This window comes from Streptomyces clavuligerus, from assembly GCF_005519465.1.
In the GTDB taxonomy this organism is placed as follows: domain Bacteria; phylum Actinomycetota; class Actinomycetes; order Streptomycetales; family Streptomycetaceae; genus Streptomyces; species Streptomyces clavuligerus.
Map to the genome: position 1 here is coordinate 1,584,679 of NZ_CP027859.1, position 12,120 is coordinate 1,596,798.

Below are 12,120 nucleotides of genomic sequence, written 5' to 3' on the forward strand. Positions count from 1 at the left end.
GCCCGACGACCTGTGGGGGCGGCGGGAGCAGAACCTCCGCGAGCGGCTGGCCTCCGCGCCGGACCGGCCGGAACGCTTCCGGCTCCTGGGCGAGGTGGTGTTGCGTCGGGCCGCGCGGGCGCCTGGAACGGCGCCGGAGGTCGCCGCCGTCTGGAACGGCATCCTGGCCCGGCACGGCCGGATCCGGGTCGACGACCTCGCCGCGGCCTGCGGCTGGAGTCGCGGACGGCCGTGGTCCCGGTTCACCGCCCAGATCGGCCTCACCCCGAGCGTGCCGCGATGCTGGTCCGCCTCGACCGGGCCGCCCGCGCCCTCAGCGCGGGCCGGAACGCCGCCGACACCGCCCTCTCCTGCGGATACACCGATCAGTCCCCTCTCCACCGCGATGTCCTGGCCTTCGCCGGGCGCACCCCCGGCGCCCTCGCCGCCACCGCGAACGCCGCCGACCGACCCCGGGGAACGGGCCCGGTCCGGCGCCCCGGACCCGGCCCCCGCGGTCCCCGTACCACCCCACCGCCACCGAGGAGGAAACCCCTGTGACCCAGCAGAACTCCGATGCCCGAGCGGCCGTACCCGGCACCCCCGCCGACCCCGCGGGCCCGGACAGCACCACCGGACCGCAGCCGCAGCCGGCCACGGGACCGCAGCCGACCACCGGGCCGGGCGGGTCCGCACCCGACGGCCGCATACTGATCAACCAGATCGTCTTCGGGGGCATGGCCGCGCAGACCCTGCGCGCGGCGGACCGCCTGAACGTGGTCGAGCTGATCGGCGAAGGACCGCGCCCGGCCGCAGACGTGGCCGCCGCCGCAGGGGCCGAACCCCGGCACATGACCCGGCTCCTGCGCGCCCTCGCCGGGCTCGGCCTGCTGAAGGAGCACACGCCCGGCACCTTCTCGGTGACCCCCGCGGGCAGGTTCCTCGACCCCCGCCGCCCCGACTCGGTCGCCTCCCTCGTCCGTATGCTCACCGACCCGCTGATGCTGCGCGCCTGGGAACACCTCGACGACAGCGTCCGCACCGGCGACACCGCGTTCGAGGCCGTCTTCGGCACGGACTTCTTCGGCCATCTCGCCCGGAACCCCGAACTCTCCGCCGAGTTCAACGCGGCGATGAGCCAGGCCACCCGGTACGCCGCCGCCGCACTGCCGCACGCCTTCGACTTCAGCCGCTTCACCACGGTCACCGATGTGGGCGGCGGCGACGGAACCCTGCTGGCCGCCGTGCTCGACGCCCATCCGGGCGTCGGCGGCGTCGTCTACGACACGGCCGATGGCCTGGCACAGACCCGGCGGACCCTGCGGCGCCACGGGCTCCTGGAGCGCTGCTCCACGATCGCCGGGGACTTCTTCCAGTCCGTGCCCGGGGGTTCGGACCTCTATCTGATGAAGAGCGTTCTGCACGACTGGCCGGACGACCGGGCCGTCACGATCCTCCGCCACTGCCGCGCGGTACTGCCGCCCGACGGCCGTGTCCTGATCGTGGAACCCGTGCTGCCGGACGTCGTCCCCGAAGCCGTCGGCGCGCCCGGGGCCGCCGTGCGCGGTCTCGTCTATCTGAGCGATCTGAACATGATGGTGAACGTGGGCGGCAGGGAGCGCACCCGCCGGGACTTCGAGGAACTCTGCGGGCGCGCGGGCCTGCGTGTCGTCTCGTCCGCCCCGCTGGCGGGGGCCACCCGGTTCTCCCTCGTCGAGGCGGCCCCCGGCGAGTGACTCCGGCCCCCGGGACGGCTCAGGCGGAACGGATCGCCAGATCCTCCAGGACGGCCATCGCCCGGTCGGCGTCCCCAGCGGGGACGAAGAGGTGGTCGTGGTGGAAACCGGCGACGACATTGCAGCTCAGACCGGCGTCGGCGAGCTCCCGCGAGACGGCGGCGGTCAGCCCGACCGCCTCCAGCGCGGAGTGAATCCGCAAGGTGATCCAACCGGCCACGTAGTCGTACGCCAGCCCCGCCGCGTCCGCCTCCTCGCGCCGCACCACCAGGGTCAGCCCCTCGGGCTCCGCCACGGTCACCACCGGGTGGACGCCGTCGGGCACCCCGGCGGTGACCGTGGTGAACACGAACCGGCCCGGGTTCAGCTCCGGACGCATTCCGCTCAGCAGTTTCCGCAGATCACTCTCGCCAGCCATGGTCCCCACACTACGCACGATCCACCAAAGCCTTCGCGCGGGGGAGGAGTCCCGGCGGGGCAGGTGGAGCGGGCGGGGCGGCGGGGACGTCTCACCGCACCCCCCAGGGGGTGTGTCGGGCTTGTCAAGGGAGCATGAACTCTCCATGACGCCTATAGCCGTCAAATGCTGCTAATACAGGAAATTGAAGCGGAGATATGTCGCTTCGGGCGTGATATCTCCCCGCTGGGAGCGGGCGGGGAATTCATCCGGGACATTGACGTAAATCCGGAGCGGCGGCACGCTCCTCCCCATGCCGAGGAGCGAGCCGACCCCGCTGACCCTCCTGCGCCGCGCCCATGAGGCGCAGGTGCTCGACCTGCTGCGCCGACTCGGCGCGCTGAGCCGTGCCGAGCTGGCCCGGCGTACCGGCCTGTCGCGTACCGCGCTCTCCTCCATCACCACATCGCTGATCACCCGCGCGCTCGTCGTCACCGTGCCCGCACCGGCGGAAGGGCCGCGCGGCCGTGGCCGCCCCGTCGGCCTGCTGCGGCTCGACCCCGCCACCGGGCGGTGCGCGGGCGTCGACCTGGGGCGCGTCCGGGTCCGCGCCGTCGTCGCCAACGCGGCGCACGAGACCATCGCCACGGCCTCCCGCCCCTGCCCGCCCCACGCCTCCTGGCAGCACCGCACGGAGCTGGCCCTGGAACTGCTGGACGAACTCCTCGGCGGCGCCGCCCAAGGACTCGAAGGCATCGGGGTCGGAGTCGTCGGCCCGGTCACGGGAGCGGCCGAACGCGACCTGGGCGTGGCACGCCGCTTCGGCGAGCAGTACGGGGTACCCGTACTGGTCGACAACAACACCCGGCTGGCCGCGCTGGCCGAGACCGTGCACGGGGCAGGCGCGGGCAGCCGCCACGTCGTGTACGTACGGCTGTCGCACGGCGTCGGCGGCGGCGTGGTGGTCGACGGCAGGCTGCTGCGCGGCGCGGGCGGCACCGCCGGTGAGATCGGGCACATCACGGTCGAACCCACGGGGCCGCGCTGCCAGTGCGGCGGCCACGGCTGTCTGGAGCTGTACGCGTCCCTGCCCGCCGTGGCGGCGGCGGGCGGCCCGGAGAACGACGCCGCGGTGGCGCGCGCCGGCCGGCTCACCGGCCGGATGCTCGCCGGGCTGTGCGCCGCGGTCAATCCGGAGCTGCTGATCGTCGGCGGGGAACTCGCCCGCTGCGGGGCGCGGCTGCTCACCCCGCTGAGGACGGAGCTCCGGGCCCGTACCCTGTCCGCGGCCCGCGCCGGAGTGCGGGTCGTCGGCGAGCGGCTCGGTGACGAGGCCGGGGCGCTGGGCGGGATGGTGCTCGTACGCCAGGAGACGCCCGCCCTGTACGGCGCCCCGACGGGGGACGCCGTGGCGCTGTCCATGGCCGACCGGAACGCCGCGTCCGCCGACGGCTGTTGTACCGGGCCGGTGGCGTCCGGTTCCTGTTGAACCTCCCGCCGCCGGTCCGGGACCTGTTCCACCGTTCCGGTCCGGGACCCGTTCCACCCGTTCCAGCGGGCCGCCCGTCCGCAGGAGCCGACCGGGTTCCGGAGCGGTCCGGAGCGGACCGGTCCCTGAAACGGTCCGGAGCCGACCGGTTCCTGGAACGGTCCTGGGCGGCGGACGCCCCGCCGCGCCCCCGGTCCGACCGCACGGCACCGGGCGGCGCCCCGGACTCCGGCGCCCCCGCTCCACGGCCGGACCGCCGTCCGCCGGGCCGCCGTCCGCGGGGCCGATCGCCCCACCTCCCGTCCGACCACCCGCGCACCTCCCTCCTCAGGACACAGAGGCGACCTCTCCATGCCACGAACCGCGTATTCCTCCCCACTGGCCCCAGGAACACCCCCGCGCCCGGCCGACGACCCACCCGCCGGGAGATCCGGCGGGAGATCCGGCGGACACCGACCCGTCCCCGGGGCGACGGCCGCGGCCCGGCTGTCGGGTGCCGTCTCCGTCCTCGCCGGAGTCGGACTCTGGCACCTGGCCACCGTCCTCGGCGCGGTGGGCGTCCCCGGGCCCGCCCCGGTGCTGGCACGCGGCGCGGAGCTGCTGGCCGACGGCACACTGACCACGGACGCGCTGGCCTCGGTACGCCGGGTCCTCACCGGTTTCGCCCTCGGCACCGCCGCCGCGCTGCCCGTCGGCGCGCTGATGGGCTGGTATCCGGTGGCCCGGGCGCTGCTGGAGCCCTGGGTGCAGTTCTTCCGGATGGTCCCGCCCCTGGCGGTCATCCCGCTGACGATCGTGCTGCTCGGCATCGACGAGACCCCCAAGATCACCGTGATCTTCCTCGCGGCGTTCCTGTCGACGGCGGTCTCCGTCTTCCAGGGCGTCCTCACGGTCGACCGGACCCTGATCGACGCCGCCCGGGTGCTCGGCGCCCGCGAGCCGGTGATCTTCGCCCGGGTCGTGGTCCCGGCGACCCTGCCCTTCCTCTTCACCGGCGCCCGGGTCGGCCTCGGAGCATCGTGGTCGACGCTCGTCGCCGCCGAACTCATCGCCGCGCAACAGGGCCTCGGCTACCGGATGCAACAGGCCCAGCTCTACTACGACCTGGAAACGATCTTCGTGGGGATTCTCGCTATCGGCTCGCTCGGACTGCTGATGGACCGTCTGCTGATCGCCGCCGAACGCCGGGCGACGGCCTGGCAGGACAGGAGGGAGGCATGACCGCCACCCCGCCGCCGCTGATCTCGTTCCGGCACACGGCCAAACACTTCCCCGGGCCCGACGGCGGGTTCACCGCCCTCGGCGGAGTCGACCTGCACATCGCCGAAGGCGAGTTCACGGTCCTGGTCGGCCCCTCGGGCTGCGGAAAGTCGACCCTGCTCGGGATCGCCGCCGGCCTGGTCGAGCCCACCGGGGGCGAGGTCCGGATCGACGGCCGACCCGTCCACGGACCCGGCCCCGACCGGGGGGTGGTCTTCCAGCAGTACGCCCTCTTCCCCTGGCTCACCGTCCGGGGGAACGTCGAGTTCGGGCTGCGCACCGCCAAGGTGCCACGCGCCGAACGGCGCCGCAGGGCCCAGTACTTCATCGACCTCGTCGGACTGTCCGACACGGCCGACGCCCTGCCCAAAACGCTGTCCGGCGGGATGAAGCAGCGCTGCGCCATCGCCCGTGCCTACGCCGCCGACCCGCGCATCCTGCTGATGGACGAGCCGTTCGGCGCGCTCGACTCCCTCACCCGCTCACAGCTCCAGGCACGGCTGCTGGAGATCTGGGAGCGGGAGCGCCGGACCGTCCTGTTCGTCACCCACGATGTCGACGAGGCGGTGTACCTCGCCACCCGGGTGGTCGTCATGGCCGCCCGCCCCGGCCGGGTCCACCGCGCCATCGACATCGACCTGCCGTCGCCCCGTACCCCGGCGGTCCGGCTGACCGAGCGGTTCACCGCCCTGCGTACGGAGGTCTGGCGCGCGGTCCATGAACAGGAACCCCGCACCGCGCCGTCCATGGACAGGAAGCACTGAGCCGCAGGAAGCACTGAGCCACAGAGTCCCCGAGCCACAGAGTCCCCGAGCCCGCCGTCCCCTGAGCGGGAAACCCCCGTTCCGCACCCCTCCGGAGAACCGAACCGCGATGTCTCTGTCCTCTGTCTCCCGAATATCCCGCCCCTTCCCGGCGGCCCGGGCCCCCCGGCCGCCGCACCGCCTCCGGTCCCGTCCCCGTCCCCGCCCCCGGTCCCGCCTCGCCGCCGTCACCGCCGCCCTCGCCGTGCTCACCCTGGCCGGATGCTCCGGCGGTGAAGGCGGCAGCGGCGGCGGTGACGGCGGCGGGCGGACCCGTTCGATCGAGTTCGGGTACATCGCCGACTACAACCAGGCCGGTCTGCTCGCCATCGCCCAGAAACGCGGCCTGTGGGCCCGGAACGGCCTGAACGCCTCGTACAAGGTCTTCACCGACGGCCCCACCCAGATCGCCGCACTCGGCGCGGGCGATCTCGACTTCGGCACCATCGGCCCCGGCGCGACCTGGCTGCCCGCGTCGGGCCGGGCCACCGTCGTCGCCGTGAACCAGCTCGGCCGGGCGGACCGTGTCGTCGCCCTCCCCGGCAGCGGGATCACCCGGACCGCCGACCTCAAGGGGAAGAAGATCGCCGTGCCCGAGGGAACCTCCGGCGACATGATCCTCACCCTCGCCCTCGACCGCGCCGGACTGACGAGGGACGACGTACGGATCGTCCCCATGACCCCGCCCACCGCCGTGTCCGCGCTGGCCTCCCGCCAGGTGGACGCCGCCGCACTGTGGTACCCGCTGCTCACCACCGTGGAGAAACGCGTACCCGGTCTGGTGCACCTCGCCGGGAGCGCCGACTTCGCCGACGAGTTCGCCTTCCCCAGCTCCGTCGTGACCGCCCCGGCCACCGCGCGGAAGGAACGCGCCCTGGTCACCGACGTGACCCGGGTACTCCAGGAGGCCAACGACTACCGGCACCGAAACCCCGGGGAATCGGTCGCCATCACCGCCGGGTTCCTCCGTCTCGACCCCGGAACCGTGGCCGCCGACGCACGCAACACCCTGCCGCTGTCCACGGCCGACCTGGTCGCGAAGACCGAGGACGGCACCGTCACCCGCTGGTTCACCGCACTTCAGCGCTTCTTCGTCCGCACCGGAAAGCTCGACGCGGTGACCGACGGCCGGAAGCTCTACACCGGCGATCTCTACACCGAGGCGGCGGCCCGATGACGACCACACCCCTGCCCGCCCGGACGGCCACGGCCCCCCGCTCCGGCCCCACCGGCTCCGCGCCCCGCCGCAACATCCTCTTCCTGATGACCGATCAGCACCGCACGGACACCCTCGGCGCCTACGGTGCCCCCGGCGGGCACACTCCGCACCTCGACGCGCTCGCCGCCTCCGGCACCCGGTTCGACCGCTTCTACACCCCGACCTCCATCTGCACCCCCGCCCGCGCCAGCCTCCTCACCGGCTACGCCCCCTTCCGGCACCGGCTGCTCGCGAACTACGAACGCAACGTCGGCTACCGGGAAGACCTCGCCGACGACCAGTTCACCTTCACCGCGCCCCTCGCCGATGCGGGCTACCGGCTCGGCCTCATCGGCAAGTGGCACACGGGGGTCCGCCGGGTCCCGGCCGACTTCGGATTCGAGGGCCCCTATCTGCCCGGCTGGCACAATCCGGTCACCCACCCCGACTACCTCGCCTACCTGGACGCCCACGACCTCCCGCCGTACGCCGTCACCGACCCCGTCCGCACCCGGCTGCCCGGCGGCGGACCCGGCCCGCTCCTCGCCGCCCGGCTGCGGCAGCCCGTCGAAGCCACCTTCGAGCACTACCTGGCGACGCGGGCGATCGAACTGCTCCACCGCTGGGCCGAGGAGCCCGGGACGGACGGGGAGCACAGGACGAACGGGGAGCCCGGGACGGACGAGGGGCACAGGGCGGACGGGGAGCCCGGGGCGAATGGTGAGCACCGGGGGGACACCTCCCCCCGGCCCTTCTTCCTCGCCGTCCACTTCTTCGGTCCGCACCTGCCCTATCTGCTCCCCGACGCCTACTACGACCTCGTCGACCCCGCCACCGTCGAGCTTCCCGCCTCGCTCGCCGAGACCTTCGAGGGCAAACCACCCGTCCAGCGCAACTACAGCGCCCTGTGGGGCCATGACAGCCTCACCGAGACCGAGTACCGGGGGCTGATCGCCGCCTACCACGGCTATGTCGCCCTCATCGACCTCCAGATCGGCCGAATCCGCCGGGCCGTCGACGAACTCGGGCTCACCGACTCCACCGCCGTCGTCTTCACCGCCGACCACGGGGAGTTCACCGGTTCCCACCGGATGCACGACAAGGGACCGGCGATGTACGAGGACGTCTACCGCATCCCCGGGCTGCTCCAGGTGCCCGGCGCGCCCGCCGGTGTCGCCCGGCGGGAGTTCGCCACCCTCACAGATGTCACCGCGACCCTCCTCGACCTGGCCGGATGCGATCCGGCACCCGCCGTGGACGGCCGCAGCCTGCTGCCGCTCACCGGGGGCGGACCGGCGCCGGAGGACTGGCCGCGGGAAGTCGTCGGCGAGTTCCACGGACACCACTTCCCCTACCCCCAGCGGATGCTCCGCGACGAGCGGTACAAGATCGTGATCAACCCCGAGTCCGTCTGCGAGCTGTACGACCTCGACCGCGACCCCCATGAGCTGCGCAACGCCTGGGACGACCCCGCTCTGCGCGATGTCCGGGACCACCTCGTCCACAGGCTCCACCGGCTGCTGTCCGCACGCGGTGACAACTTCCACCACTGGATGGCCGCCGTGCTCGACGTCGGCGCACCGGCCGGGGACACCTCCCTCGGCTCCTTCGAATCCGCCGCCGGGGCCGCCCGTACCCCCGCCGCCCGGGACCGGGGGCCGGACCGCGCACCGGACTCCGGCGCCGTACCGGACCCGGCCCGTACCCCCGCCCGCGTCCGGGAACCCCGCACCGGGGAACCCCCCGCCCAGAAAGAAGGAGAGGACACCCATGTCACCGCGGCCCCATGACCCCGCCACCCGCCCCACCCGGCGGATCGCGCCCCCACCCGGGGCCGCCGCCGCGCGCGTGCCCGGCCCCGGCCCGCGCCGCAGAACCGTCCTGCGCACGGCGGTGGGCACCGCCGGGGCGACCGCCCTGCTCACCGCCGCCCCCCTCCGCGCGAGCGCCGCGCCCCCGCCCACCGGACCGTTCGCGGTGGCCGGGAGCCATATCGTCTGGTGGTCCCCGGAACAGGGCACGGACACCGCGGTCGTGGCCTTCGCCGCCGGGGAACTCTCGCGCTATCTGCGGCACATCACCGGCGGTGGCCCCGGCGCGTTCCCACCGCGCAGGGTGGACCGGCCCGGCCATGGAGTCGCCCTGCTGCCCCCGCCCGCGGGCCCAGGGGTGCCCGAGGCCCTGGCCGCGGAGGCCGGACGGCTGCTGACGGACCGGGGCGAGGAAGCACATACCGTCCTGGTGACCTCCCCGGGCGCGCTCACCGCGGGCAACAGCGCGCGGGCCGCCCTGTACGCCGTGTACGCGCTCCTCGAAAGGGCGGGCGTCCGCTTCTTCGCACCCGCCCTCCCCGGGTACGGGGGCGGCGGCGAGCACGTGCCGCGCGACACCGCCCTCACCCTGCCCGCCACGGCCCTGCTGGAGGAACCCGCCTGGGCCTGGCGGCGCAAATACGTGGAGGAGGGCACCAGCCACACCCCCGAAGGACTCGTCCACCTCCTGGACTGGATGGCCAAGAACCGGCTCAACACCCTCGTCCACCCCTACGACTACAACCACTGGGGGCACATCACCTGGGACCGGGTCCGCGCCACCGCCGCCCCCGAGGCCGCCCGGCGCGGCATCCTCGTCGAGGTCGGCGGACACGGATACGAGAGCTTCCTCCCCCCGGAACGCCACCCGGCCTTCTACACGAGCGGCGCCAACGTCTTCGACGTCCACGACCCCGCCGCCCTCGACACCTATGTCAGGGCCGTCACCGCCTACCTCACCGAGCGCCCCGAGATCGCCGTCTTCGACTGCTGGCCCCCCGACTCGGCGACCTGGCCCGCCGCCTCCGTCGCCGCGTTCGGCTCGGTCACCGACGCCGAGGCCCATGTGGTCAACACCCTGCGCGTGGCCCTCGCCACCACCCTCCCCTCCGTCCGGGTGGAACGCGTCGCCTACGGGGCCGCCATCGCCCCGCCCACCCCCGGCCGGGGATTCCACCCCCGGGTACTGATCGACTTCGCCCCGTACGAGCGCACCTACCGCCACGCCCTCGACGACCCCGCGTCCGCCGCCAACGCGCCGCTGGCGTCGCTGCTGCGCTCCTGGGCCGCCACCGCCGAAGGCCCCCTCGCGGTCTACGACTACAACCGCCGCTACCGCTGGCGCTCCCTGCCCGTACGGCCGCTGCGCGTCCTGGCCGCCGACGCCCGCTTCTACGCGGCGCTCGGCGCCGACGGCCTCGGCTCGTACTCCGAACCCGCCGACTGGCTGCCCTTCGAGGCGGTCCATCTGTTCTCCGCCCGGCTCGCCCGCGACCCCGGCACCGACCCCGACACCTGGCTGGGGCAGTACCTCGCCGACCGGTTCGGCCCCGCCGCCCGCCACCTCGCCGACTACTACGCCAGGACCACCGCCGACCCCGACGGATTCTCCGACCCCGGGTACGCCGCCGCCGCCGAGAGCGCCTACCGGGAGGCCGCCGCCGCGCTCGACCGGGCCCTGGCCGTCCTCGCCGGCCGCCCCGAGCACCTCCTCGTGGCCCGGCTCCGCTCCCATCTGGAACTCGCCCTGGCCGATGTCGCGATCTCCACGGCCGCCACGGCCGGGGCCCGCGCCACCGCCAGGGCCACCTACCGGACCCTCCTGGAGGAACGCCGCTTCCAGGGCCTGGTGCTCCAGGACATCCGCGCCGTACAGCGCTGGGGCGGCACCCTCGCCCACCGGGACGGGCACCCGCTCTACCGGCTCCCCGCCCACGCCTCCCTCGTCACCGACCGGCTCACGGTGGCCCGGGGCGGCTCCACCACCGTACGGCTGCGCGCCCAGGACATCGACTGGCGCGGCCACACGGTCACCTGGACCGCCGCCTTCCCCCCGGGCCTGACCCCGTCGGCCACCTCGGGAACCCTCACCCCGGCGGGCCCCGCGGACGGCACCCAGCGCCTGACCCTGACCGCGTCCCCGTCCCTGGCCACCGGAGCCCACCAGGCGGTCTTCACCTTCGTCTGCGACGGCGGTCTCCCCCTGCCCCCGGCGCGGCTCACGGTCACGGTCGGCACGGCAGGTGGTTCCGCCGCCCGGACCGGGGAGGAAGCCCCCATGCCATGATCGGGGAACCCGCCCCCGGTCGTCCGTGGTCCAGCACTTCAGCACTGGGGGTTTCATGTGGTCGTGGATGTCCACCGAGAACGTGGCGGCAGCCGACAGAGCCGACTGGTACCACGATGTGATCTCCCGGACGGTGGCTCCCCACGAGCTGACCGTGACGGACCCCTCGGCGTTCCGGGCGCGTTCCGGCGGGATGAGCCTGGGGCGGATCGGGGTGTCGCGCCACTTCCACACGGAGCACAGCTCCCGGCGCACACCGAGGCTGATCCGGCAGGGCGACCCGGAACACTTCGTGCTGGGTGTGATCACCCACGGGGCGAAGAAGATCTCCCAGCACCGCACCGACACCGTGCTCGGTACGGGCGACGGTGTCCTCTTCGACACCTCGCACCCCTACGCCGTGGGAACCCCCGGGACCGGGAGTTCGGGAATGACCTTCCTCCACATACCGCGGACGCTGCTGTCCTTCCACGCCCCCCGGCTCGACACCGTGCTGCCCCAGCGGTTTCCCACCGGTCACGGGCTGGCCGCCATCCTCCGGCACTTCATCGACTCCCTGCACACCCACACCGCGGAATGCACGCCCCAGGAACGCCGGATTCTGGACCGGACGGCCCTGGACCTGGTCACCGGCTTCGTGGCCGAGCAGACGGACACCTGGGCCGGTGCCCCCGCCGACACCCCCCAGCGCGTCCTCCTGCACCGCGTCGACGCCTTCATCGACGACCACCTCGGCGATCCCCGGCTGGACCCCCGGGCCGTCGCCGACCACCACCACATCTCGCTGCGCACGCTCCAGGCGCTGTTCCGCACCCGGGAGGAAGGCATCGCCGCCTCCATCAAGCGCCGCCGGTTGGACCGCTGCCGGGCCGACCTGTCCGCCCCCGGCCAGGCCGGTGTGCCCATCGGCGTCATCGCCGCGCGCTGGGGCTTCGGCCGCCCGGCGGGCTTCAGCCGGGCCTTCCGCGACACCTACGGCATCTCCCCCCAGGAATACCGGAATCAGCAGGCCGCAGAAGGTGCGCGCAGGGCCAACCAGGTCTGCGCTCCTGGCCAACCCGGCGGGTCCCGGGGTGCATAGGCTCTCGATGAGACGCCCTACCGAACAGGGAGGAGCGGGCAGCCCGGACATCCAGGACCAGCCGCCGGCCCCCACCGTT

At 73.9% G+C, this 12,120-nt stretch carries 10 protein-coding genes; 9 read left to right on the top strand and 1 reads right to left on the bottom strand.

The window, feature by feature from the left end:
• Positions 1-279: 279 nt before the first annotated feature.
• Entirely contained in the window at positions 280-540 is a 261-nt protein-coding gene (locus CRV15_RS36415) for a helix-turn-helix domain-containing protein (RefSeq protein WP_009999624.1), read from the top strand.
• Positions 537-1,715 (top strand): methyltransferase, encoded by a 1,179-nt coding sequence (locus tag CRV15_RS34840; RefSeq protein WP_003963673.1) that lies wholly within the window; start codon positions 537-539, stop codon positions 1,713-1,715. Before CRV15_RS36415 ends, CRV15_RS34840 begins: the two co-directional genes overlap by 4 nt.
• A gap of 19 nt (positions 1,716-1,734) precedes the next feature.
• On the opposite strand, the gene CRV15_RS34845 is transcribed toward CRV15_RS34840, so the two are convergent.
• Entirely contained in the window at positions 1,735-2,133 is a 399-nt protein-coding gene (locus CRV15_RS34845) for an ACT domain-containing protein (protein ID WP_003952604.1), read from the bottom strand.
• 292 nt (positions 2,134-2,425) lie between these two features.
• On the opposite strand from CRV15_RS34845, the gene CRV15_RS34850 reads away from it, so the two are divergent.
• From CRV15_RS34850 to CRV15_RS34880, 7 genes are all read left to right on the top strand, one after another.
• On the top strand, positions 2,426-3,601 hold the full coding sequence (locus tag CRV15_RS34850; protein ID WP_003952605.1) for an ROK family transcriptional regulator: 1,176 nt from the start codon (positions 2,426-2,428) through the stop codon (positions 3,599-3,601).
• A gap of 351 nt (positions 3,602-3,952) precedes the next feature.
• Positions 3,953-4,822, top strand: a complete 870-nt coding sequence (locus CRV15_RS34855; RefSeq protein WP_003963675.1) for an ABC transporter permease — start codon at positions 3,953-3,955, stop codon at positions 4,820-4,822.
• Positions 4,819-5,625, top strand: coding sequence for an ABC transporter ATP-binding protein (locus CRV15_RS34860; protein ID WP_003952607.1), 807 nt, complete (start codon positions 4,819-4,821; stop codon positions 5,623-5,625). The genes CRV15_RS34855 and CRV15_RS34860 overlap by 4 nt, the downstream gene beginning before the upstream one ends.
• A gap of 109 nt (positions 5,626-5,734) precedes the next feature.
• Positions 5,735-6,841, top strand: coding sequence for an aliphatic sulfonate ABC transporter substrate-binding protein (locus tag CRV15_RS34865; protein ID WP_003963676.1), 1,107 nt, complete (start codon positions 5,735-5,737; stop codon positions 6,839-6,841).
• On the top strand, positions 6,838-8,652 hold the full coding sequence (locus tag CRV15_RS34870; protein ID WP_003963677.1) for a sulfatase family protein: 1,815 nt from the start codon (positions 6,838-6,840) through the stop codon (positions 8,650-8,652). Before CRV15_RS34865 ends, CRV15_RS34870 begins: the two co-directional genes overlap by 4 nt.
• Positions 8,633-10,960 carry a DUF4838 domain-containing protein gene (locus tag CRV15_RS34875; protein WP_003963678.1) on the top strand — a complete coding sequence of 776 codons (2,328 nt, stop codon included), beginning with the start codon at positions 8,633-8,635 and terminating at the stop codon, positions 10,958-10,960. Before CRV15_RS34870 ends, CRV15_RS34875 begins: the two co-directional genes overlap by 20 nt.
• A 55-nt stretch (positions 10,961-11,015) precedes the next feature.
• Positions 11,016-12,041: an AraC-like ligand-binding domain-containing protein gene (locus CRV15_RS34880; RefSeq protein WP_003963679.1), complete on the top strand. Its 1,026-nt coding sequence runs from the start codon at positions 11,016-11,018 to the stop codon at positions 12,039-12,041.
• Positions 12,042-12,120: the final 79 nt, after the last annotated feature.

Coding starts and splice junctions, on each gene's coding strand:
- CRV15_RS34860 (WP_003952607.1), top strand. CDS start 4,819: ATGACCGCCACCCCGCCGCCGCTGATCTCGTTCCGGCACACGGCCAAA.
- CRV15_RS34880 (WP_003963679.1), top strand. CDS start 11,016: ATGTGGTCGTGGATGTCCACCGAGAACGTGGCGGCAGCCGACAGAGCC.
- CRV15_RS34850 (WP_003952605.1), top strand. CDS start 2,426: ATGCCGAGGAGCGAGCCGACCCCGCTGACCCTCCTGCGCCGCGCCCAT.
- CRV15_RS34865 (WP_003963676.1), top strand. CDS start 5,735: ATGTCTCTGTCCTCTGTCTCCCGAATATCCCGCCCCTTCCCGGCGGCC.
- CRV15_RS34845 (WP_003952604.1), bottom strand. CDS start 2,133: ATGGCTGGCGAGAGTGATCTGCGGAAACTGCTGAGCGGAATGCGTCCG.
- CRV15_RS34870 (WP_003963677.1), top strand. CDS start 6,838: ATGACGACCACACCCCTGCCCGCCCGGACGGCCACGGCCCCCCGCTCC.
- CRV15_RS34875 (WP_003963678.1), top strand. CDS start 8,633: ATGTCACCGCGGCCCCATGACCCCGCCACCCGCCCCACCCGGCGGATC.
- CRV15_RS36415 (WP_009999624.1), top strand. CDS start 280: ATGCTGGTCCGCCTCGACCGGGCCGCCCGCGCCCTCAGCGCGGGCCGG.
- CRV15_RS34855 (WP_003963675.1), top strand. CDS start 3,953: ATGCCACGAACCGCGTATTCCTCCCCACTGGCCCCAGGAACACCCCCG.